This window comes from Kitasatospora sp. NPDC056273 (assembly GCF_042268845.1).
GTDB lineage: Bacteria > Actinomycetota > Actinomycetes > Streptomycetales > Streptomycetaceae > Kitasatospora.
Genome location: NZ_JBHJSJ010000028.1, coordinates 37194 through 59057, shown reverse-complemented (window position 1 = coordinate 59057; position 21864 = coordinate 37194). Strand labels below are relative to the sequence as shown.

General features: G+C 73.5%; 17 protein-coding genes. 8 read left to right on the top strand and 9 right to left on the bottom strand.

Features of this window, described 5'->3' with window-relative positions; translation table 11 throughout:
• Nucleotides 1–75: 75 nt before the first annotated feature.
• Genes glp through ACFCY1_RS23935 form a run of 3 tightly spaced genes read right to left on the bottom strand, consistent with a single transcriptional unit; the run spans nucleotide 76 to nucleotide 3338 of the window.
• Entirely contained in the window at nucleotides 76–1413 is a 1338-nt protein-coding gene (gene glp, locus ACFCY1_RS23945) for a gephyrin-like molybdotransferase Glp (RefSeq protein ID WP_375876006.1), read from the bottom strand.
• Nucleotides 1414–1445: 32 nt separating this feature from the next.
• Nucleotides 1446–2366 carry a UTP--glucose-1-phosphate uridylyltransferase GalU gene (gene galU, locus ACFCY1_RS23940; RefSeq protein ID WP_049660927.1) on the bottom strand — a complete coding sequence of 307 codons (921 nt, stop codon included), beginning with the start codon at nucleotides 2364–2366 and terminating at the stop codon, nucleotides 1446–1448.
• A gap of 51 nt (nucleotides 2367–2417) precedes the next feature.
• The gene (locus tag ACFCY1_RS23935; protein WP_375876005.1) at nucleotides 2418–3338 is read right to left on the bottom strand and encodes a GGDEF domain-containing protein; all 921 of its coding nucleotides are present in this window, start codon (nucleotides 3336–3338) and stop codon (nucleotides 2418–2420) included.
• A 63-nt stretch (nucleotides 3339–3401) separates the two neighbouring features.
• On the opposite strand from ACFCY1_RS23935, the gene ACFCY1_RS23930 reads away from it, so the two are divergent.
• Nucleotides 3402–3992 (top strand): 5-formyltetrahydrofolate cyclo-ligase, encoded by a 591-nt coding sequence (locus ACFCY1_RS23930; RefSeq protein ID WP_375876004.1) that lies wholly within the window; start codon nucleotides 3402–3404, stop codon nucleotides 3990–3992.
• A gap of 62 nt (nucleotides 3993–4054) precedes the next feature.
• Here ACFCY1_RS23930 and ACFCY1_RS23925 read toward each other — a convergent pair whose 3' ends face one another.
• A complete protein-coding gene (locus ACFCY1_RS23925; RefSeq protein ID WP_049654521.1) occupies nucleotides 4055–6775 on the bottom strand; it encodes a penicillin acylase family protein in 2721 nt (906 codons plus the stop codon).
• A 239-nt stretch (nucleotides 6776–7014) separates the two neighbouring features.
• On the opposite strand from ACFCY1_RS23925, the gene ACFCY1_RS23920 reads away from it, so the two are divergent.
• The 5 genes from ACFCY1_RS23920 to mscL all read left to right on the top strand — a co-directional run bounded on the left by ACFCY1_RS23920 (nucleotide 7015) and on the right by mscL (nucleotide 11764).
• Nucleotides 7015–8499: a potassium/proton antiporter gene (locus ACFCY1_RS23920; RefSeq protein WP_049654523.1), complete on the top strand. Its 1485-nt coding sequence runs from the start codon at nucleotides 7015–7017 to the stop codon at nucleotides 8497–8499.
• Nucleotides 8500–8867: 368 nt separating this feature from the next.
• Nucleotides 8868–10214, top strand: a complete 1347-nt coding sequence (locus ACFCY1_RS23915; protein ID WP_375876003.1) for an MFS transporter — start codon at nucleotides 8868–8870, stop codon at nucleotides 10212–10214.
• Nucleotides 10215–10429: 215 nt separating this feature from the next.
• Entirely contained in the window at nucleotides 10430–10741 is a 312-nt protein-coding gene (locus ACFCY1_RS23910) for an FmdB family zinc ribbon protein (protein ID WP_049654525.1), read from the top strand.
• A 282-nt stretch (nucleotides 10742–11023) separates the two neighbouring features.
• Nucleotides 11024–11314, top strand: coding sequence for a hypothetical protein (locus tag ACFCY1_RS23905; protein WP_375876002.1), 291 nt, complete (start codon nucleotides 11024–11026; stop codon nucleotides 11312–11314).
• Between the two features lie 30 nt (nucleotides 11315–11344).
• Nucleotides 11345–11764, top strand: coding sequence for a large conductance mechanosensitive channel protein MscL (mscL, locus tag ACFCY1_RS23900; RefSeq protein WP_049654529.1), 420 nt, complete (start codon nucleotides 11345–11347; stop codon nucleotides 11762–11764).
• Nucleotides 11765–11807: 43 nt separating this feature from the next.
• Here the strand turns inward: mscL and ACFCY1_RS23895 are convergent, their stop codons facing one another.
• Together ACFCY1_RS23895 and ACFCY1_RS23890 are read right to left on the bottom strand one after the other, a co-directional pair.
• Nucleotides 11808–12035 (bottom strand): hypothetical protein, encoded by a 228-nt coding sequence (locus ACFCY1_RS23895; RefSeq protein WP_375876001.1) that lies wholly within the window; start codon nucleotides 12033–12035, stop codon nucleotides 11808–11810.
• Nucleotides 12036–12214: 179 nt separating this feature from the next.
• Nucleotides 12215–13186 (bottom strand): sigma-70 family RNA polymerase sigma factor, encoded by a 972-nt coding sequence (locus tag ACFCY1_RS23890; protein ID WP_049654530.1) that lies wholly within the window; start codon nucleotides 13184–13186, stop codon nucleotides 12215–12217.
• Between the two features lie 425 nt (nucleotides 13187–13611).
• On the opposite strand from ACFCY1_RS23890, the gene ACFCY1_RS23885 reads away from it, so the two are divergent.
• Together ACFCY1_RS23885 and ACFCY1_RS23880 are read left to right on the top strand one after the other, a co-directional pair.
• A complete protein-coding gene (locus tag ACFCY1_RS23885) occupies nucleotides 13612–14487 on the top strand; it encodes a phosphatase PAP2 family protein (RefSeq protein ID WP_181970658.1) in 876 nt (291 codons plus the stop codon).
• An 81-nt stretch (nucleotides 14488–14568) separates the two neighbouring features.
• Entirely contained in the window at nucleotides 14569–15468 is a 900-nt protein-coding gene (locus ACFCY1_RS23880; protein ID WP_375875999.1) for a carbon-nitrogen hydrolase family protein, read from the top strand.
• A gap of 62 nt (nucleotides 15469–15530) precedes the next feature.
• Here the strand turns inward: ACFCY1_RS23880 and ACFCY1_RS23875 are convergent, their stop codons facing one another.
• From ACFCY1_RS23875 to ACFCY1_RS23865, 3 genes are all read right to left on the bottom strand, one after another.
• Nucleotides 15531–17999 (bottom strand): FtsX-like permease family protein, encoded by a 2469-nt coding sequence (locus ACFCY1_RS23875; RefSeq protein ID WP_375875998.1) that lies wholly within the window; start codon nucleotides 17997–17999, stop codon nucleotides 15531–15533.
• A 299-nt stretch (nucleotides 18000–18298) separates the two neighbouring features.
• Nucleotides 18299–19975, bottom strand: a complete 1677-nt coding sequence (locus ACFCY1_RS23870; protein ID WP_375875997.1) for a PKD domain-containing protein — start codon at nucleotides 19973–19975, stop codon at nucleotides 18299–18301.
• A 133-nt stretch (nucleotides 19976–20108) separates the two neighbouring features.
• Nucleotides 20109–21785, bottom strand: a complete 1677-nt coding sequence (locus ACFCY1_RS23865) for a PKD domain-containing protein (RefSeq protein ID WP_375875996.1) — start codon at nucleotides 21783–21785, stop codon at nucleotides 20109–20111.
• Nucleotides 21786–21864 lie beyond the last annotated feature (79 nt).

The window sequence follows — 21864 nt, the reverse complement described above, 5'->3', positions numbered from 1 at the left end:
GTCGTCACGGGTAACTCCAGGGGCGCGCAGGTCGAATACCGCGCTACCGTACCGTTCCCCGGTCCCGGGGGCCGATCAGGCGTCCAGCAACACCACGTCCACCTCGCTGCCGGCCGGCAGTTCGGTGGTCTCCTCGGGGACGGTGATCAGGCAGTCGGCCCGGGCCAGCGCGCCCACCAGGTGCGACCCGGCGCCGCCGACCGGCTCGACCGTGCCGTCGGCCGCCGAGTAGCGGCCGCGCAGGAACTGCCGGCGGCCGGCCGGGGAGCGCAGCGGGGACGGGCAGAGCGCGCGGACGACCGGGCGGTGCACGTCGGCGGCGCCGAGCATGGTGCGGATGACCGGGCGGACGAAGAGCTCGAAGGAGATGTAGGCGCTCACCGGGTTGCCGGGCAGGGCGAGCAGCGGCACCCCGGTCGCGCCGCCGATCCGGCCGAAGCCCTGCGGCTTGCCGGGCTGCATCCGCAGCCTCCGGAAGTCGACCCCGCCGTAGGACTCGAAGACCTCCTTGACCACGTCGTACGCGCCGACGCTGACCCCGCCGCTGGTGACGATCAGGTCGGCCCGGCCGAGCTGGTCCTCCAGGACGGCGCGCAGCCGGTCGGCGTCGTCCGGGACGGCGCCGACCCGGAAGGCGATGGCGCCGGCGTCCTGGGCGGCCGCGGTGAGGGCGAAGCTGTTGGAGTCGGCGATCTGCCCGGGGCCGACCGGCTCGCCGGGCTGGACCAGCTCGCTGCCGGTGGACAGCACCACGACCCGGGGGCGGGGGCGGACCTTCACGGTGGGCCGGCCGATCGCGGCGAGCAGGCCGAGCTGGGCGGGGCCGAGCCGGGTGCCGGCCTCCAGCACCCGGACGCCGGCCGCGACGTCGCTGCCGCGGCGGCGGATGTGCGCGCCCGCGGCGACCGGGCGCAGCACCCGGACCTCCTCGTCCGGGACCGGCGCGGTCATCGCGGCGGCGGCCACCCCGGTGCCGGTGCCGCCGTCGGTCCACTCGACCGGGGCGACGGCCTGGGCGCCGGGCGGCATCGGGGCGCCGGTCATGATCCGGGCGGCCTGGCCGGGGCCGACCCTGGGCAGCGCGTCGGCGCCGGCGGCGATGTCGCCGACCACCGAGAGCACCGACGGGTAGGTGTCGGTGGCGCCCTCGGTGTCGGCGGTGCGGACCGCGTAGCCGTCCATCGAGCTGTTGTCGAAGGGCGGCAGGTCGCCGTCGGCGACCACGTCCTCCTCGAGCCGGCAGCCGCGGGCCTCCAGCAGCTGGAGCTCGATCGCGGGCAGCGGGCCGACCGCGGCCAGCACGTCGGCGAGGTGCTCGTCCACCGTCCAGAGGCGGGGGGCCGCCGGGGCCGGGTCCGCTCCGGCGTCGCAGCAGGCGCTGGGCATGGTGCTGTGCTCGGTGGACCCGGTCATCGGCGGCTCGCTCCCTCGGTCGTGGTCCTGCGTCAGTCCTGCATCTCGGAGCCGACGAACTCCCGCAGCCAGGAGCGGAACTCCGGGCCCAGGTCCTCGCGTTCGGCGGCCAGACGGACGATAGCGCGCAGGTAGTCGGCGCGGTCGCCGGTGTCGTAGCGGCGGCCCTTGAAGAGCACGCCGTGCACCTGACCGCCGTCCGCCGCCTCGCGGTTGGTCAGCTCGCGCAGGGCGTCGGTCAGTTGGATCTCGCCGCCGCGGCCGGGCGGGGTCTCCCGCAGTACGTCGAAGACCAGCGGGTCGAGGACGTAGCGGCCGATCACGGCGTAGCTCGACGGGGCCTCGCCGGGCTCGGGCTTCTCGACCAGGTCGGTCACCTGGAAGACGTCCTCGCCGAAGCCGTTCGCCTTGACGGCGGCGCAGCCGTAGAGGTGGATCTGGGAGGGGTCGACCTCCATCAGGGCGACGACCGAGCCGCCGAGCTGCTGCTGCACCTCGATCATCCGGGAGAGCAGCGGGTCGCGCGGGTCGATCAGGTCGTCGCCGAGCAGGACGGCGAAGGGCTGGCCGGCGACGTGCTGCTCGGCGACCGAGACGGCGTGGCCGAGGCCCTTCGGGTCGCCCTGGCGGACGTAGTGCATGTTGGCCAGCTCGACGGACTCGCGGACCCGGGCCAGGCGCTGCTCGTCGCCCTTGCGGACCAGCAGCTCCTCCAGCTCGTAGGCGCGGTCGAAGTGGTCCTCCAGGGCCCGCTTGTTGCGCCCGGTGACCATCAGTATGTCGGACAGGCCCGCGGCGGAGGCCTCCTCGACGACGTACTGGATCGCCGGCTTGTCGACGACCGGGAGCATCTCCTTCGGGGTGGCCTTGGTCGCCGGAAGGAAGCGGGTGCCCAGTCCGGCCGCGGGCACCACGGCCTTGGTCACCGGAACTCGGGGGTTGGTCGTCGTCATGCGTTCACCTTACTCAGGCACGTTTTCGCCCGGCCGAGTACGGGCGGACGGCTAGGACAGCACGTCGCTGGGCCCGGCCGCGGTGGCAGTCGTATGGGTCGCGACCGGCTGGGCGAACGGGTCCCGGCCGACACAGGCCGACACACTACCCGCCTTTTCCGTACGGTCACGTTCGGCATCCGTTCCGTGATCGGGCGTGCGAGCGGCCTGTTCGGAGCGGTCGGCGCGGGGCTCCCCGGACTCCCCGGGCGGCCGGGCCGAGAGCCGCCAGCAGTCGCCGCCGGACGCCCGGGCCGCGGCGAGCGCCGTGTCGGCGGCGCGCAGCAGGACGGCCGCGTGGGTGCCGTTCTCGGGCAGCACGGCGATGCCGGCGGCGGCGGTCAGGCCGTTGCCGGCGGCGGGGCGGGACTCGCGCGGGCCGGAGGACCAGTCCAGCAGCAGGTGCCGGCGGACCGACCAGACCAGCCGCTCGGCGACCTGCGCGGCGCCCTCGGCGCCGGTGTCCGGCAGCACCACCAGGAACTCCTCGCCGCCGTAGCGGCCGAGGGTGTCGGCCCGGCGGATCTCCATCGCGAGCCGCTGGGCGAGGTCGCGCAGCACCGCGCCCGCCCGGCCCCGGCCGTGCTCGGCGACGACCGCGTCGAAGCCGCTGATGGCGAGCATCAGCACGGCGAGCGGGCGCGGGCCGTCGGCCTGTCCGGTGTGCTCGGCGCGGCGGGCCCGTTCGATCTCCCGGTCCAGGGTGAGCTGGAGGTGGCGGTAGTTCCACACGCCGGTGAGCGGGTCGCAGGAGGCGGTGCGCTCCAGGTCGGCGCAGCGCTCCTCCAGTTCGGCGATCCGCCCGCGCAGCCGCTGCGCCCCGGCGGCGGCCCGGGCCCGCTCCCGGCGGCCGCGCAGTCCGAGGGCGGTGGCGCCGGCCAGTGCGGGGACGCCGAGTGCGGCCAGGGCCTGGACCAGCAGCGGGGTGGTCAATGGGGGGTGCCCCTTCGCGTGTCAGGCTCTGCGCGTCGGCGGTGCGGAGGCCAGGAGGATCGGATGAACGAGGATCGGATGCCCAACGAGAAGAGCGGCCTGAGGACACGGCTGTTGTCGCGGCGGCGCGAACTGGCCGTCGAGGAGCGGGCGGCGGCGGCCGACGCGCTGGCCGGGCACGCCGGGGAGCTGGCCGCCCCCGGCGCCACGGTGGCCGCGTACGTCTCGGTGGGCGCCGAGCCCGGGACCAGGCCGCTGCTGGACGCGCTGCGGGCGCGCGGGGTCCGGGTGCTGCTGCCGGTGCTGCTGCCGGACAACGACCTGGACTGGGCCGCGTACGCGGGGCCGGACGCGCTGGCCCCGGCCGGGCGCGGGCTGCTGGAGCCGGTCGGTCCGCGGCTCGGCCCGGAGGCGGTCGCGCGGGCGGCGGTGGTGCTGCTGCCGGGCCTGGCGGTGGACCGCTCCGGGCTGCGGCTGGGCCGGGGCGGCGGCAGCTACGACCGGGTGCTGGCCCGGCTGGCGCGGGCGGGGGCGCGGCCGGTGCTGGCGGTGCTGCTGTACGAGCACGAGCTGCTGGAGCGGGTGCCGGCCGAGCCGCACGACCGGCCGGTGGACCTGGCGGTGCTGCCCTCGGGGGTGCGCAGGCTCGGGTGAGACGGCGGCGGCCCCGCTCCCTCGGGGGGAACGGGGCCGCCGGTGTCCGGGCCGTACGGGCGTCAGCCGGTGGTGAGCACCAGCTTGTGCTTGGTGGCCTTCTCGACCGCGTCCGGCGTGTAGGCCCAGGTCAGCAGCTTGCCCTTGAGCCAGAGGTCGGTCTGGTCGTTGTAGTTGTCGTGGAAGGCGTGGCCGGAGGCGCCGCCGACGTTGACCCAGCGCGAGGAGTCGAGGTCGTTCAGGTCGACCACCATGCGCATCGACGGGATCCAGTCCACCTGGTAGCCGGCCGCCGCGTTCCAGCCGGCCGCGTCGACCGCCGCCGAGCCGCCGGAGAGCCGGTACGGGCCGCGGTTGAGCAGCTTGTGCACCGCGCCGGAGGCGATCGAGGAGTCGTCGGTGCCAAGGGTCTGCTCGCGCAGCTCCAGCTTGTGCAGGCGGCCCCAGCTCCAGGTGGAGACGTCCTTGCTGAGCAGCGAGGTCAGCTCCTGGCGGGCGTTCTTCATCGCCTCCTGGAGCAGGTTGTCCAGGCCCTTCTGCTCCTTGTGCTGGTCGTCGATGTACGTCCACCACGAGCTGTCGGGCTTCTCCAGCTGCTGGCGCACGACCTCGGTCCAGCGGTCGCCGCCGTCCGGCTGGGCCTTGCCCGGTTCGCGGGTGCCGCACTCGGTGACGATCTTGGTGGCGCTGTCCGGCTTGGTGGGGTCGTCCTGCTGGCGGACCAGCAGGCAGTTGTCCTTGGCCCGCAGGTCGGCCGGGAACTTCTGGCCGAAGGCGAGGATCAGCAGCTGGCGCCAGACGCCGTTGTAGTAGGCGGCGGCGGCCGAGTCGGCGTCCTGGTGGAAGTTCCAGTCCTTCAGCAGGTCCTGGGCCTCGCGCACGTACGGGTCGCTGACCGGCTGCTTGAGCAGCAGCGGGACCAGCGTCTTGGCCATCACGCTGGTGTTGTCCAGCTGGAGGGTCTGCATGTCGTCCGGCGAGATCTTGCCGTTGTTCTTGAGCAGGCCCTCGATCTGGTCGGTGATCTCCTTGGCGCGGGTGCCGTACTCCCAGTCCTTGGTGAGGTTGTACTTGTAGCTCGGGTCCACCACGGCCTGGTTGGCGGTGACGATGTAGCCGGCCGAGGGGTTGAGGCTCCACGGCAGCGCGTTGAAGGGGATCGGGTCCTTCCACTGGTACGCGGAGTCCCAGCCCAGCGCCGGGAGGGTGCCGTCGCCCTTGCCGCGGACCGGGATGGTGCCCGGGGCCTGGTAGCCGATGTTCTTGGCGTCGGCGTAGATCAGGTTCTGCGCGGGGACGGTGAAGTCCTTGGCGGCGGCGCGGAACTCGTCCCAGTTCTTCGCCTTGTCCAGCTCGAAGACGGCGTCCATGGTCTTGCCGGGGCTGAGCGCCGTCCACTGCAGGGCGACGCCGTAGCCGCTGGTGCCGCGGTCCGGGGCGGAGGGGCCGTTGGGGGCGTACTTGCCGACGTTCTGCTGCTCGGTGCTCTGGTCGGAGATGAGCGGGGCGCCGGTCTGGGTGGTGCGGACGGTGATGGTGCGGTCCTCCCCGCCGGCGACCTTGATGGTCTCCTTGCGGAGGTCGAACTTCACGTCCTTGCCGTCCACCTGGTAGGTCTCCGGGCCGGTGACCTTCTCCAGGAAGAGGTCGGTGACGTCGGCGCCGAGGTTGGTGAAGCCCCAGGCGATGTCCTTGTTGTGACCGATGACCACGCCGGGCATGCCCGCGAAGGTGAAGCCGGAGACGTCGAACTGGCAGGCCGGGGAGCTGGTCCGGCAGTGCAGGCCCATCTGGTACCAGACCGAGGGCAGGCCGGGGCCCAGGTGCGGGTCGTTGGCCAGCAACGGCTTGCCGGTGGTGGTGTGCGAGCCCGCGACCACCCAGGAGTTGGAACCGATGCCCTGGCCGGGGCGGCCGAGCAGCTGCGGCATCGCGTCGACCCGGTCCGTCAGGCTCTGCAGCATCGCCTTGGTGGTGGCCGCGCCCTGGGCGGTGGCGGCCGTTCCGGCGGGCGTGCCGGACTGCGGGGAGCCGTCTGCGGGGCGGTAGTTGTCGCCGGTCACCGCGCCGGTCTTCACGATGGTGCCGTTGCGGGCGTACGGGTAGTCCGGGTACAGCTCGGCGATCTTGTCCGGGCCGAAGTCCTGGGCCAGCAGCGAGCGGTCGATCTCCTCCTGGAGGTTCCCGGAGAGGTTCCAGGCCATCGCCTTGAGCCAGGCCACCGAGTCGACCGGGGACCACTGCTCGGGCCGGTAGCCGCCGTTGACGACGCCGAGCAGGCCGTACTCCAGCGAGGCCTTCGCGCCGCCGGGATGCTCGGAGAGCCAGGCGTTCACGCCGTCCGAGTAGGCCTGGAGGTACTTCTTGGTCTCCGGCGAGAGCTTGGTGTCGAACTCCTTCTGCGCCACCTGCCGCCAGCCCATGGTGCGGATGAAGGTGTCGGTGTCGACCTGGCTGTCGCCGAACATCTCGGAGAGCCGGCCGGCGGTGATGTGTCGGCGGACGTCCATCTCCCAGAAACGGTCCTGCGCCTGGACGTAGCCCTGGGCGCGGAACAGGTCCTCGTCGGTGTCGGCGTACAGCTGCGGGATGCCGTTCGCGTCCCGCTTGACGTCGACGGGCGCGCTCAGGCCCGCGACCTTCACGCTGCCGTCGACCTCCGGGAAGGAGGCGCGAACCGCGGAGACCCCGCGGTAGCCGCCGTAGCCGGCACCGGCCACCAACAGCACGACCAGCACGATCACGATCAGACGGGCGCGCCGGAACTTCTTCGAGCGGGGCATCTGGGTCCTTGCGGTCCTGACTTCGGGGCGGGCGGGCGTGTCCAGGGCCTGCGGCCGTGACAGGGCACCACATTAGGCCGAGTCGGCCGGGCACCGTGAACGGGGGACCAAGCTAAAGATATGGCAAAATGTTAGACTGCGTAACGATCCGCAAGGGGAGCATTGACGACTTCTTAACGGGTCACCCCACAGCACCACCAGACACCCCGTCCGCCCCTGCCTGCCCGAGGTGCCCCTGCGTGAACATCTCCCATCTGAACCAGCTCCTGCTCGAGTCCTCCGTGATCCTGCTGTTCGCGGTGGGCGCCGTACGCCTCTCCACCCGATCAGGGCTGCCCAGCCTGCTGATCTATCTGGGGATCGGCGTGGCGCTGGGCCAGAACGGGATCGGTGTCACGTTCAACAACGCGGAGCTCACCCAGGTGCTCGGCTACGCGGCGCTCGTGGTGATCCTGGCCGAGGGCGGCCTCAAGACCAGCTGGCGCGAGATCAAGCCCGTGATGCCCGCCGCGACCGTGCTCGCCACCCTCGGCGTCGGCGTCAGCGTGTTCGCCACCGCGGCCGGCGCCCACTGGCTGGTCGGCCTGGACTGGCGCACCTCGCTGCTGCTGGGCGCCATCGTCTCCTCGACCGACGCGGCCGCCGTCTTCTCCGTACTGCGGATGGTCCCGCTGCCGCACCGGCTCACCGGCCTGCTGGAGGCCGAGTCCGGCTTCAACGACGCGCCCGTGGTCATCCTGGTCGTCGCCTTCGCCACCACCGGGGAACTGGACTCCTGGTACGTCCTGATCGGCACGATCGTCGCCGAGCTGGCCATCGGCGCCGTCATAGGCCTGGCCGTCGGAAAGATAGGGGCCTACGGGCTCAAGCACGTCGCACTGCCCTCCTCGGGCCTCTACCCGATCGCCGTGATGGCGCTCACCGTGCTCGCGTACGCCGGCGGCGCGCTGCTGCACGGCTCCGGCTTCCTCGCCGTCTACATCAGCGCGGTGATCCTCGGGAACTCCAAGCTGCCGCACGGCCCGGCCGTCCGCGGCTTCGCCGACGGGCTCGCGTGGATCGGGCAGATCGGCATGTTCGTGCTGCTCGGGCTGCTCGTCACGCCCGAGACCATGGGCGACGCGGTGGTGCCCGCGCTGGTGATCGGCGGGGTGCTGGTGTTCCTGGCCCGGCCGCTGTCGGTGATGGTCTCGCTGACCCCCTTCAAGGTGCCGGCCCGCGAGCAGGCGCTGCTGAGCTGGGCCGGGCTGCGCGGGGCGGTGCCCATCGTGCTGGCCACCATCCCGGTGGTGTCCGGCGCGCACCGGGCCGAGGACGTCTTCAACATCGTCTTCATCCTGGTCGTCGTCTTCACCCTGCTCCAGGGGCCGACCCTGCCCTGGGTGGCCAAGCGGCTGCGGATCGACGAGGGCGACATGGGCCAGGACCTGGGCATCGAGTCCGCCCCGCTGGAGAAGCTGCACGGACACCTGCTGTCGGTCGCGCTCTCCCCCACCTCGAAGATGTCCGGCGTGGAGATCAGCGAACTGCGGCTGCCCAAGGGGGCCGCGGTCACCCTGGTCGTGCGCGAGGGGAACTCCTTCGTGCCGGACAAGGCGACGGTGCTGCGGGCCGGCGACGAACTGCTGGTGGTCACCACGGACGAGGTCGGCGAGGCCGCCGAGCGGCGGCTGCGGGCCGTGGACAAGGGCGGCAAGCTCGCGGGGTGGCTGAACGGGCGGTGACGGGCGCCGGGCCCGCCCCGGCTCAGGGTCCCCTGACGGGCCTGCGGGCCCGCCCCGGTCCGTCCCGGCTCTCCTCGGTCCGCCTTGGTCCGGGGGCCCTGACGGGCCTGCGGGCTGGGGTGGGCTGGCGGTGTCTACGCGCGTAACTGTATGCTGGTTCGACCACGCCGTATAACCACCGCTAGACCACCCCAGCATCTGCCTGACGCAGAGTTGGCGCGACCGCTCGGCGGCCGCGGTCCGGCCCCCGGCCACCACGCCGGACCGACCCGGTATCTACCCCGGTCGACGCGCGAGAGGACGACTCTCGGCGCCGTCGGGGCCACACCATGCCCTGCCGCGCTACCAGGCAGCAGGAAGGACCGACCGTGACGGCGCGCCGAACGGTCGACACCGCCGCGCACCCCGCGGCCACCCCCGCAGCTCCCGCCCCCGCCCGCGTCGGGTACGGCGAGCTGCTGCGCACGCCCGGGGCCTGGACGTTCCTGTCCCCCGCCCTCGTCGCGCGACTGCCGTACGCGATGCTCAGCATGGGCATCCTGCTGCTCGTCACGCAGACCCACGGCTCGTACGGCACCGCCGGTACGGTCACCGCGGTCGCCGCCGTCGCCCAGGCCCTGATCGGGCCGCAGACCGGGCGGCTCGCCGACCGCTACGGCCAGGCCTCGGTGCTCGTCCCGACCGTGCTGGTGCACGCCGTCTCGGTCGGCGTGCTGATCGCCCTCGCGCTCGGCCACGCGCCCGCCTGGAGCCTGTTCCTGGCCGCCGTGCCGGCCGGTGCGAGCGTGCCGCAGGTCGGCGCGATGGTCCGGGCCCGCTGGGTCGCCAGGTTCACCGCCGACGGCGCCTCCGACGCCTCCGCGGCCCGGGTGAGCACCGCCTTCGCCTTCGAGTCCGTGACGGACGAGTTCACCTTCGTGATCGGCCCGATCCTGGCCTCCGGCATCGCCGCCCTCGCCAACCCGGCCACCGCCCTGGTCGCCGAGGCCGCGCTGACCCTCGTCGGCGGCCTGGCCTTCGCCGCCCAGCGGGGCACCGCCCCGGCCCGGATCGTGCCGCAGCCCGGCACCAGGCGCGCCTCGGCGCTCGCCTCCCCCGGCGTCCGGCTGCTGGCCGGGACCTTCCTCGGGGTCGGCGCGGTGTTCGGCGGCATGCAGGTCTCGGTGAACGCCTTCGCCGACTCGGTCGGGCAGCACGACGCCGGCGGCACCGTGTACGGGATCTTCGCCGGCGGCTCCATGCTGGCCGGCGTGCTGTACGGCGTGATCGCCTGGCGGCGGCCGGTGCAGCAGCGGATGCTGTTCAGCTACGCGCTGCTGGTGCTGGGCTGCTCGGTGCTGTGGGCGATGCCCAACCTGGTCGCGCTGACCGTCGCCGGGCTGGTCTGCGGGCTGGCCATCGCGCCGACCCTGATCAGCGGCTACACCCTGGTCGAGACGCTGGTCGCGGACGGGGCCAAGACCGAGGCCTTCACCTGGCTGACCGGCGCCATCGGGCTGGGGCTGGCGGTCGGCTCGATGGCGGCCGGCCGGCTGATCGACGGGCACGGGCCCTCCACCGGGTTCCTGGTGCCGGTGGTCGGGGCCGGGCTCGGACTGGTCGTGCTGGCCTCGCTGCGACACCTGCTGGTGGCGCCGCGGGGCGAGGAGACCGCCGGTGCGGGGACCGCGGAGGGCGGGCGTCCGATGCAGCTGGCGGGTGTCGCCGAGGGCTGAGCGGGGCGGCGGCCGGGGGCCGGGCCTCCGGTCGCCCGGGGCCGAGCCGACGGCGGCCGGAGGCTGCGCGGGTGTCGTCCGGGAACCGGGCCGACGGCGGCCGACGGGTGCTGCGGGGCCGATCTCACACCGGGGTCGCTGGACTGATCCCGCGGAATGCCGCATCATTGACCATCGTTAGCACTCATCAGGCGAGAGTGCCAGGAGGAAGACAAGTGCCCACGTACCAGTACCAGTGCACCGAGTGCGGCAACGGCCTGGAGGCGGTGCAGAAGTTCACCGACGAGGCGCTGACCACGTGCCCCGACTGCCAGGGACGGCTCCGCAAGGTCTTCTCGGCCGTGGGCGTCGTGTTCAAGGGCTCCGGCTTCTACCGGACCGACAGCCGTTCGTCCTCCAGCAGCTCGGTGGGCGCCGGGTCGTCGTCGACCCCCTCGACGTCGTCCACCGCGTCCACGTCCTCCTCGTCGACGTCGTCGGGCTCCGGCTCCTCGACCTCGTCCAGCCCGGCTCCGGCCGCGAGCTGATCCCGGCGCCGGGCACCATCGGCCCGGACGGCCCGTAGACCAGGGAAAGGCCCGTCGACCCCGCTTCCACGCGGGGCGGCGGGCCTTTTCGCATGCCCGCCCGGGCGCCCTGTCACCCCGGAGGGGTCGACCTCACTCCGGCGAGTGAACGAAGTTGTCCACAGGGGCGAGTTGTCCACAGGCCTGGGGAAAGGGCTTTCCGAGTTCGCCGGAAACGCCCATCGTGTGGGCATCCGGTCGGTCCGCGAGGGGCCGGCCCGCCGACACCCCGGAGGTGCGTCGATGACGACCGCGAGCTTCTCCCTCCCCCTGCCGCTGCCGCTGCCACTGCCCGCGCCCGCCGTGCCGCCCCGGCAGGAGCTGCCGAGCTTCCCGCCGATCCGGCGCGGGTGCGGCGGGTGGCACCGCTGGCGCAGTGCGGTGCGGCGGCGGGCCGCCGTGCCCGTCCTGGTGCTGCTCGCGGTGGCGTCGGCGCTGGCACTGGGGCCCGCGCGGGCCGGGCTGCCGCCGCCCCAGGGAGGCGCACTGGGCCGGACGGGTTGTCAGTCCGGGGCTGCGGAAGATCACCCGTAACCGGGAGGCGACTTCGTCGTTCGAGGCGGCATGAAAGGCTTCAAGGAATTCCTGCTGCGTGGAAATGTCGTCGAACTCGCCGTCGCCGTGGTCATCGGCGCGGCTTTCACCAACATCGTCAACGCCTTCGTCAAAGGCGTGATCAATCCGATCGTCGGAGTCTTCGGGACCAAGGACCTCGCGTCCTACAGTTCCTGCCTCAAGGGGCCCTGCGAGGTGAGCCCGACCGGTGAGGTCACGTCCGGGATCCTCATCCTGTGGGGATCGGTGCTCAGCGCCGTGCTCCAGTTCCTGATCACCGCGGCGGTCGTCTACTTCGCCCTGATCGTGCCCATGAACAGGCTGGCGGCCCACCGCAAGAGCCTCGCCGAGGAGGCGGCGGAGGCCGAGGCCAAGGAGGTCCAACTGCTGACCGAGATCCGCGACGCGCTGGTCGCGCCGCTGCGCTGACCGGCGGGCGCCGTTCCCGTCCCCGTTCCCCCGTCCCCGTTCCTCAGTCCCCGTGGTGCGGCGGGCGCTGGCTCAGGTACCAGTCCAGCCCCCGTCCACCGCTCTCCCCCGCCCCGGGGCGGCCGCCCCAGCCTGCGTCGGTGTCGTCCCCGGACTGCTGGTCCAACGGGTCCCGGAAGACCAGCCGGGCCTTCGCGGCCGCGGCCTTCCGGAGCTCCTGCTCCTGTTCCCCGCCCTGCTCCCGGTCCTTTTCCTGCCCCTGCTCGCTCACGCCGTCCACTCCGTCCGCTCGTCCCTTTCCTCCAGCCTAAGAGCCCCGTGGCACGCCTCGGGCCCCGGTGCGGGGCGCTCCGCACCAGGGCCCGATGAGGGCGGGTCCAGGCAGCCGGCCGGGAGGCTTCCCCGGCGGCCTCTCAGGCGGCTTCCTCAGGCTGCTTTCCCGGCGGCCTCTCAGGCGGCTTCGAAGCCCGCGTGGTCCGCGATCTTCTTCAGCTCGGCCAGCGCGTGCTTCTCGATCTGGCGGATCCGCTCGCGGGTGAGGCCGTGCTGCTTGCCCACCTCGGTGAGGGTGCGCTCGCGGCCGTCCTCCATCCCATAGCGGGAGCGGATGATCGAGGCGGTGCGGTCGTCCAACCGCCCGATCAGGCCGTCCAGTTCCTCCCTGCGGAGCATGACCATCACGGCGTCCTCGGGGGACGTGGCCCCGGTGTCCTCGACGAGGTCGCCGAACTGGGTCTCGCCCTCGTCGTCGACCGACATGTTGAGGCTGACCGGGTCGCGCGCCCAGTCCAGCACGTCCTTGATCCGGGCCTCGGTGGTGTCCAGCTCGGCCGCGATCTCGGCCGGCTCCGCCTCGCGGCCCAGCTCCTTGGACTTCTCCCGCTGCACCCGCCGGATCCGCCCGAGCTCCTCCACCAGGTGCACGGGCAGCCGGATGGTGCGGGACTGGTCGGCGATGGACCGGGTGATCGCCTGCCGGATCCACCACGTCGCGTACGTGGAGAACTTGAAGCCCTTGGCGTAGTCGAACTTCTCGACGGCGCGCACCAGGCCCGCGTTGCCCTCCTGGATGAGGTCCAGCAGCGGCAGGCCGCTGCGCGGGTAGCGGCGGGCGACGGCGACCACGAGCCGGAGGTTGGAGCGGATGAAGACGTCCTTGGCGCGCTCGGCGTCGGCGGCTATCGCCTCCAGCTCCTCGCGCGTGACGCCGTCGGGGAGTTCGCCCTCGTCCAGCATGTGCTGGGCGTACACGCCGGCCTCGATCCGCAGCGAGAGCTCGACCTCCTCGGCGGCATCGAGCAGGGGTGTCCTGGCGATCTCGTCGAGGTACATGCCGACCAGGTCGCGGTCGGCCTCGAGGTTGGTCGGGCGGGCCGCGCGACTCCGGTCGGCCCTGTCGCGAACGACGGCACGGGTGGCCATGCTTGCTCCCTTTGCTGCTGTTGCCGAGGTCTGCCTGCCTGCCTCGTGAGGGCAAGAAATGCGGGCCCCTCGGGGCCTCACACGTAACGATCCAACGAACAGATTCCGGACAACATTCCCAAGTCACTCAGATTCTTCCCGGCGATGCAGTATGCTGCCGGTTTTCACCCCGGTTCTGGACACTGGGTGACCGGTCGGGCACTTCCCGTGTCATCGGGTGACCGCTCCGGGAGTGTTTTCTTCACTCGACCCTCACGCGGCCACCGCCCACCCGTTGAACCCGCGAACGGCCGCCGACGTTCCCCGCGCACCCGGCAGTCCGTCCCAGCCCACACCCCGGCGCACGCAGGTCCTCCGCACAAACGATGCCGAATCGCTATCACTCCGGCCCTTGCTCGGCACGGGACACTGGGAAGGTGTCAGCCATGCACCTGACCAACAGCACGACCATCCTCACTGCGCGTAATCGCAGTCTCCTTCGGGACGCCGCGCTCGCGCTGGGCTGTGCCGCGCTGTTCGGCCTGCTGGCGGCCCTGGTCACCGGCCAATGGCGCCCGCTCGCCCGCTTCGACCAGGAGTGGATCGGCGAACTGCACACCTACGCCCGGGAGCACCGGATCTGGACCGCCTCGGTGCAGACGCTCTCCGACATCGGCGGCACCGTCACGATGCGTACGCTTCTCGGAATCGCCGCCGGGTGGCTCTGGTTGATCGGCGCCCGGGTGCTGGCCGGCTGGGTGGCCGCCCAGGCCCTCGTCGGCTGGGGCGTCCTGTGGGCGCTGAAGCTGTCCTTCGACCGCGCCCGCCCCTCCTTCACCGATCCGGTCTCGCACGCCGGCGGGCCGTCCTTCCCCTCCGGGCACGCCATGGCCTCGGCGATCACCTGCGCCGTCCTGGTCGGCCTGCTCTGGTACCGGGTCCGCCGGCGCGGCCGGACCGCCGCCTGCCTGGTGGCCGCGGCGACGGTGCTGACCATCGGCTGGACCCGGGTCGCGCTCGGCGTGCACTGGCCCAGCGACGTGCTGGCCGGCTGGCTGGCCGCCGGGATCGTGCTGGGCACCGTGACCGCCGTGATCCAGGTGTGGCGCCCCGGCGCGCTGGCCCAGGACGTACGGCGGGTCAACTGGCGTACCAGGCCCCGGGTACAGCGGGTCCTCGTGTCGGCCGGGCACCCCTCGGGCACCGCCGCCCCGCTGGACGAGGACGGACCGCACGGCGCGCGGGAAGGCGCCCCGGGCGAACCGGTGGACCCGGCCGACCCCGTCGACCCCGTCGACCGGCCGGACGAGGCCGTGCGCTGAGGCGCCGTCACCCCGCTGACCCGCCCTCGCCGCCCCGGTACTCCGACCCCGGCCGAGAGCCGTCGCGCTAGGTTGGCGGCCATGTCCGACACCCCTGCCCCCACCGCTCCCACGGCTCCCAACGCCCCCACCGCACCGGCCGGTTACCCCGGGCGCCCGCTGCGGATCGCCACCGTCCAGGCCCAGGCCGTGGCCGGTGACATACCGGCCAACGCCGCCCAGGCCGCCGGACTGATCCGCGAGGCCGCCCGGGCCGGCGCCCGGCTGGTGCTGTTCGCGGAGAAGTTCCTCTCCGGCTACGAGCCCGAGCTGATCAGCGCCGACCCCGTCAGGTACGCGGTCCAGCCCGGCGATCCGCGGCTCGCGCCGATCGCCGAGGCCTGTCGCGAGACCGGCACCGCCGCGGTCGTCGGCGCCGCCGTACGGGACGGCGCCGACCTGCGCGTCTCCGCCCTCGTCTTCGGCCCGGACGGCGGCTTCGTCACCCGCTACGACAAGCAGCACCTGTTCAAGAGCGAACGCGAGCACTACCGCCCCGGAACGGCCGGCTGCACCCTGGAACTGGACGGCTGGCGGCTCGGCCTCGGCGTCTGCTACGACTCCGGCTTCCCCGAGCACGCCCGCGCCGCAGCGCTCGACGGCTGCCACGCCTACCTGGTCGGCGCGCTGTTCAGCGTGGGCCACGGCCACCACGAGTCCCGCACCTGGTTCCCGGCCCGCGCGCTCGACAACACCCTCTACACGGTGCTCGCCAACCACATCGGCCGCACCGGCGAGTGGCACACCTGCGGCGGCAGCGCGGTCTGGGGCCCGGACGGCCGGCTGATCGCCGAGGCGGGCGAGGACCGGCGCGAACTCATCGTCGTCGACCTCGACCCGGACGTCCTGCGCACCACCCGCGAGACCGAGACCCTCCTCGCCGACCTCGCCCTCACCACGGGCCGGCCGCCCGCGCCCCGGACCCGCTTCACCCTGGCCTGAGCACCCCGCCGGGCCGACCCCCCCCCGGCAGCCGGTTGCCGGGCACCCGGCTGCCGGCCCGGTCAGGAGGCCCGCATCGCCGCCACCGCGCTCATCCGCCCGACCCGGCGGGCCGGGAGCACCGCGGCGGCCAGGCCGACCAGGACGGTCAGGCCCAGGGCGGCCAGCACCGGCAGGACCGGCGGGGTGCCGACCGTTCCCACCGTCGAGGTGATCGAGCGGGCGGCCGCCCAGCCGTAGGCGGCCCCCAGGCCCGTCCCGACCAGGGCGCCGGCCAGGGAGAGGAGCAGCGCCTCCAGGGTGAGCATCCGGCGGAGCTGTTCGCGGGACATCCCGATCGCGCGCAGCATGCCGATCTCGCGGGAGCGTTCGCTGATGCTGAGCATCAGGGTGGCGGCGACGCCGAGGCCGGCGATGGCGACGGAGAAGGACAGCAGGGCCATGCTGATGGTCTTCAGCCGGTCCAGCAGGGAGCGCAGGGTGTCCGCCTGGGCGGCCGTGTCGGCGACGGTCACCTGCGGGTGGTCGGCGAGGGCGTGGTCCAGGGCGCGGCGGGCGGTCGGCCGGTCCTCGCCGGCGGCCGGGCTGATCCAGGCCGTGGTGACGGGCGCGCCGGGGGCGAGGCGGTCCAGGGTCGCGGGCGCCACCAGCAGGGTGGCTCCGCTCTGCAGGGTGAACGGCAGGCTGCTGCGGCCGGGTTGGAGCCGCAGCTCGACGCCGCCGACCCGGCGCACCCCGGTGTCGCCGAGCCCGCTCAGTGCGCCGCCCTCGGTGAGCGCGCGGGCCCGGTCCACGTCGTCCGTCGAGGAGTTGAGCCGGGTGGCGTCGACGGCGGCGACCACGGTGGGCCGGCCGTCGAGGTCGACGGTGGCGGACCGGACCGGGGTCACGGTCAGTCCGTGCTCGGCGCCGAGCGCGCCGAGCGCCCCGGCGGGCAGGGCGCCGCCGCCGGTGGCGGCCGCCGAGAAGACCCCCGGCTGGCGCGCGGACACCACGGGCACCAGCGACTGCGAGGTGATGTCCAGCGCGGTGACCGCGCCGACCATCACGGTGACGCCGAGCAGCAGCGCCGAGCCGGTGGCCCCGGTGCGGCCCGGGTTGAGCCGCAGCTGCTGGGTGGCGAGCCGCCCGGCCGTACCGCCGAGCTTCCGGGCGGGCCGGCCGAGCACGGCGACGACGGCGGGCAGCACCCGGTGGGAGAGCCGCAGCACCCCGAAGAAGTTGGCGATGGCGCCGACGGTGACGGCGAGCAGCGACAGCGGCGGCGGGGCCACCGCCCCGGCCACCAGCAGCGCGGTGCCCGCGACCAGCAGTCCGGTGGTCCACACCGCGGCCCGCACCCGGGCGGCCCCGTCGGCCGGCGCGGGGGCGCCGCCGAGCGCGGCGATCGGCGGCACGGCCGCGGCGGCCTTCGCCGGGCCGCGGACGGCCAGCAGGGTCAGCAGCACGCCGAACAGCCCGGCCAGCAGGCAGGTCAGCGGGGAGGGCAGCAGCGACAGGTGCACCGGGCCGAGGTCGAGCCCGCCGACCACGGCGGTGCCGGCCGCGCCGAGGACGACGCCCAGCAGCACGCCCGTCGCCGAGGCGCCCACCCCGAGCAGCAGCCCCTGGCGGCGGATCAGCCGGCGCAGCTGCTGCCGGTCGGCGCCCACGCAGCGCAGCAGGGCGAGCTGGCGGGTCCGCTGGGCGAGCACCACGGTGAAGGTGTTGCCGACCACCATCCGCGCCACCGCGAGGGCGATCAGGACGAAGGAGAGCGAGGCGATCAGCACCATGCCGTACAGGGTGCTGCTCTGCCGGGTCGCCTCGTTGACCGAGGCCTCGCGGGTGTGCACCTGGACGTCGGCGCCGAGGGCGGCGCGCAGGGCTTCGACGGTCCCTGCCCGGGAGGCGCCGGGGGCGACCCTGACGTCGAGCCGGTCGATGACGGCGCCGGCCGCGTAGCCGGCGACCGCGTCCGCCGGGACGCCGATGATCGGGACCCCGGCGAGGCTCGGGGCGCCCCGCTCGTCCAGGGTGCCCACCAGCCGGGCGGTGGCGGTGGTGCCGTCGGCCCGGGCCAGGTGCACCTCGGCGCCCACGGCGGCGTCCAGCCGGTGCGCGGTCCCGGTGTCGAGCAGCACCTCGCCGGGTCCGGCGGGCCAGCGGCCGTCCTTGAGCAGCTGCCAGCGCAGCGCCGGGTCCTCGGCGACGGCGCTGACCGCGGCGGTGCGGTCGAGCGGCCGCCCGTCGGCGGCCAGCACGCCGCCCTTGCCGGTCAGCCTCGGCGCCACCGCGGCCACCCCGGCGGTCTGCCGCACCCGCTCCGTCGCCGCCGCGTCCAGGCCGCCGGCCGCGGTCTTCCCGGTCACCTGGATGTCACCGGGCCCGACCTCGGCGGCCGCGGTCTGGCTGAAGGAGTCGACCAGTGCCCCGCTGCCGCTGACGGAGGCGATCAGGAAGGCCACCCCGAGCGCGATCGCGGCCCCGCTCAGGAGCAGTTGGCGCAGCTGGCCGCGCAGTTCGGCCACGGTGTATCGGTACGTCGTCATGGTTCCCCGGCTCGTCCACCCTGGCCGGTACGGTGCTCCGGCAGGGGTCTCGACGAGCCTAGGAGCGGGGCGGGCGCGGGCCATCGGCACGAGGTCTGCTTCATGATCAATCCGTGGGCGGACGGTCTCCCGCCCCCTCCTCCTCCCGGAGAGGTACGCCGCCCCTGACACCGTCAGCCCCGGGAACGCCGAGGGCCCATGGAAATCCGAGGGCCCATGGAACGCCGACGGTCCGGGGAACGCCGACGGCCGCCCGCCCCCGGAGGGGCGGACGGCCGGTGCGCGGTGCCGCTCGGGCGTCAGATCTTGTCGTACACACCGAACACGTCGATGATCAGGTCGGTCGACTCCCAGCCCCGGTTCCAGACGTCGACGGTGTCGGCACCGCTGACGTCCGCCTGGACCAGGTTCGACACGGTGGCGCCCTTCTCCCAGTTCAGGACCGAGGAGTCCGGCGGCGTCGGCCGGACGGCCTTGCCGGTCCCGTAGGCGTCGGCCGCGTTCGGGTCCGGCGCGACCGAGAGGTGTCCGCTGCCCTGGGTGTTGGTCACCGTCGTGTTCAGGACGAGGGCCTCGGCCGACCGCCCGACGATCCCCCCGGCGTACTGCTGGTAGTAGTCCTGCCCCTTGAGCGGCAGGGACAGCGACCGGCTGTCCCACACGCGCCGGGGCTCCACCGGCCGGTAGGCGGACTTGCCGTCGGCGCTGTAGTAGCCGGTGACGTCCACGATCACGTCGGCCCCGGACCAGGAGCCGTTGCGGACGCTGACCTTGCCGTCCGCGCCGACCGGCACGATCACCGCGTTGGCCACCGTCTGCCCCGGCTCGAAGTTCAGGTTCGACGTGGCCGACGGCTGCCCGCCGCCCGGCGAGACCGTCAGGTGGCCCGAGCCCTGCGGGTTCGTCACCGTGACGTTGAGCGCCACGGCCGCCACCCCCTGGACCGGCAGCCCGCCCTGACCCGCGACCTGCAGGTCGAAGGTGCCCTGGCCGGCGACCTGCCCCTGAGCGGTGCCCTTGCCCTCACGGGTGTCGGCGATCCGCGCCGGCTTCACCGAGGTGTACCCGTTCGCCGCGGTCTTGGCGAAGTAGCCCGTCACGTCGGCGATCAGGTCCACCGTGCCACCGCTGCGGTTGGCCAGCTCGACGTACCCGTCCGCGCCGACCGGCACGATCGCCAGCGTCGGCACCGTCCTCCCCGCCGCGAAGTTCACGTTCGAGGTGGTCGGCTGCGACGTGCCGGAGGCGAACGCGATCACGTGCCCGTCCGCCACGGCGTTGGTCGCGGTGATGTTCAGCGCCACCGCCGACACCCCCGCCGGGATGCCGCCGCGGCCGGCCACCTTCACCCTGGTCGCGGCGTTCGGGCCGACGGCCCCGACGTACGGCGCCCCGGTGCCGTCCCGGGTGTCCAGCAGCCGGGTCGGCGCGTACGGGGTGAACTCGGAGCCGTTCAGCACCACCTCCGCGGTGGTGGTGGCGGTTAGCTTGCTGGTCTGGTCGGTCGCCGTGACCGTGATCGTGTGGGTGCCGGCCTTCCTGAACGTGTGCTTGAAGTGCCCGTACGCACTGGCGTTGGCCGCGTCCGTTTCGACCGGGCTGCCGTCGCCCCAGTCGAGCTGGTAGCCGATGGAGCCGTTGGGCAGGTCGGTGGTGACGCCGGTGGCGACCCCCACGCTGAGCGAGTCGGTGCTGTAGGAGCCCACTCCCACGGTGAACTTCGGCGCGGCCGACGGCGCCGAGGACGGCGCGGCGGCCGCGGTCTTCTGCTGTGCGGCCCCGACCCCCTTGGCCGCGAGGTCCTGCTCCGCGGCGGCCTGTCCGGCCTGCTCCGCGGGGGCTCCGGCGGCCGGAGCGGTGGCGGTCGCGGCCCCGCCGGGAGCGGCGGACGGGCTCGCCGCCTGCGCCACGGCGGGCACGAAGCCCACGACTGCCGCGACGACGGCGGTGGAGATGATGAAACGGTGACGGTACACCGGCCCCCCAGTGCTTGAACGAGTTCAAAAAGCCTGGGCCGGAGCCTACCTGACCAGCAGTTCGAGCCGAAACGGGAAGCCGGTCGCCCGCTCCCGGGGAGCGGACGGCCGGCGCACCACGCATGACGTCGCGTCAGCTGGTCTCGTACCGGCCGAACACGTCGATGATCAGGTTGGTCGGCGACCAGCTCCGGTTCCAGACGTCGATCGTGTCGGTGTTCTTGAGGCTCGCCTGCACGAGGTTCGACACGGTGGCGCCCTTCTCCCAGTTCAGGACCGAGGAGTCCGGCGGCGTCGGCCGGACGGCCTTGCCGGTCCCGTAGGCGTCGGACGTGTTCGGGTCCGGCGCGACCGAGAGGTGCCCGCCGCCCTGGGTGTTGGTCACCGTCACGTTCATGACGACGGAGTCGAACGAGCCGAAGAGCTGCGGCACGTAGTGCCGGTAGTAGTCCTGGCCGGCGAGCCCCAAGCCCCAGGTCCGGTCGTCGTGCGCCCGCGTGGGCTCCTCCGGCATGTAGGCGGCCTTGCCGTCGGCGCTGTAGTAGCCGGTGACGTCCACGATCACGTCGGTTCCGGACCAGGAGCCGTTGCGGACGCTGATCTTGCCGTCCGGGCCGACCGGCACGATCACCGCGTTGGCGACCGTCTGCCCCGGCTCGAAGTTCAGGTTCGACGTGGCCGACGGCTGTCCACCGCTCGGGGAAACGGTGAGGTGGCCGGAGCCCTGCGGGTTCGTCACCGTCACGTTGAGCGCCACGGCCGCCACCCCCTGGACCGGCAGGCCGCCCTGACCCGCGACCTGCACCTCGAAGGTGCTCTGGCCGGCGGCCTGTCCCTGAGCGGTGCCCTTGCCCTCGCGGGTGTCGGCGATCCGCGCCGGGTTCATCGAGGTGTACCCGTTGGCCGCGGTCTTGGCGAAGTAGCCCGTCACGTCGGCGATCAGGTCCACCGTGCCACCGCTGCGGTTGGCCAGCTCGACGTACCCGTCCGCGCCGACCGGCACGATCGCCAGCGTCGGCACCGTCCTCCCCGCCGCGAAGTTCACGTTCGAGGTGGTCGGCTGCTTCGCGCCGGAGGCGTAGGCGATCACGTGGCCGTCCGCCACGGCGTTGGTCGCGGTGATGTTCAGCGCGACGGCCGTCACCCCGGCCGGGATGCCGCCGTTGCCGACGACCTTCACCTTGGTGGTGCCGAACGCGGCGACCGCGCCGGCGGCCGGGGCCCCGGTGCCGTCCCGGGTGTCCAGCAGCCGGGTCGGCGCGTACGGGGTGAACTCGGAGCCGTCCAGGACCACTTCGAAGGTGGTGGTGTCGGTCAGCTTGCTGACCGGCTCGGTCGCCGTGACCGTGATCCGGTGGGCACCGGCCTTGGCGTACTTGTGCTTGAGGAACACGTCCTCCGTGCCCAGGCCGTGCTCCGAGGCCGCGGGGGTGCCGTCGCCCCAGTCGACCGTGTAGTTGACGACGACGTACTTCAGGTCGGTGGAGACTCCGGCGGCCATGCCCATGCCGTGCGCGTTGGAGGTGGACGCACCCGTGAACACCTTGAAGTACGGCTCGGCGGCCGCGGCCTTCGGCGCGGTCTCGGCCTCGGCCTTGACCTCGGCCTTGGCGGCGGCGTCCTTCGCGGACCGCTCGGCGGCGGCCTCGACGGCGGCCTCCTGCTGCGCGGCCGCCTCCTTCGCGGCCCCGGCCCCGGCGGCCGGAGCGGTGGCGGTCGCGGCCCCGCCGGGAGCGGCGGACGGACTCGCCGCCTGCGCCACGGCGGGCACGAAGCCCACGACTGCCGCGACGACGGCGGTGGAGATCATGAAACGGTGACGGTACACCGGCCCCCCAGTGCTTGAACGAGTTCAAAAAAGCCTGGAACGGAGCCTACCTGAACAAAGG

Excerpts from the sequence above, each read along its gene's own strand:
- glp (WP_375876006.1), bottom strand. The coding sequence starts at position 1,413 with ATGACCGGGTCCACCGAGCACAGCACCATGCCCAGCGCCTGCTGCGAC.
- galU (WP_049660927.1), bottom strand. The coding sequence starts at position 2,366 with ATGACGACGACCAACCCCCGAGTTCCGGTGACCAAGGCCGTGGTGCCC.
- ACFCY1_RS23930 (WP_375876004.1), top strand. The coding sequence starts at position 3,402 with ATGAACGAGGATCGGATGCCCAACGAGAAGAGCGGCCTGAGGACACGG.
- ACFCY1_RS23925 (WP_049654521.1), bottom strand. The coding sequence starts at position 6,775 with ATGCCCCGCTCGAAGAAGTTCCGGCGCGCCCGTCTGATCGTGATCGTG.
- ACFCY1_RS23905 (WP_375876002.1), top strand. The coding sequence starts at position 11,024 with ATGACGACCGCGAGCTTCTCCCTCCCCCTGCCGCTGCCGCTGCCACTG.
- mscL (WP_049654529.1), top strand. The coding sequence starts at position 11,345 with ATGAAAGGCTTCAAGGAATTCCTGCTGCGTGGAAATGTCGTCGAACTC.
- ACFCY1_RS23890 (WP_049654530.1), bottom strand. The coding sequence starts at position 13,186 with ATGGCCACCCGTGCCGTCGTTCGCGACAGGGCCGACCGGAGTCGCGCG.
- ACFCY1_RS23885 (WP_181970658.1), top strand. The coding sequence starts at position 13,612 with ATGCACCTGACCAACAGCACGACCATCCTCACTGCGCGTAATCGCAGT.
- ACFCY1_RS23880 (WP_375875999.1), top strand. The coding sequence starts at position 14,569 with ATGTCCGACACCCCTGCCCCCACCGCTCCCACGGCTCCCAACGCCCCC.
- ACFCY1_RS23875 (WP_375875998.1), bottom strand. The coding sequence starts at position 17,999 with ATGACGACGTACCGATACACCGTGGCCGAACTGCGCGGCCAGCTGCGC.
- ACFCY1_RS23865 (WP_375875996.1), bottom strand. The coding sequence starts at position 21,785 with ATGATCTCCACCGCCGTCGTCGCGGCAGTCGTGGGCTTCGTGCCCGCC.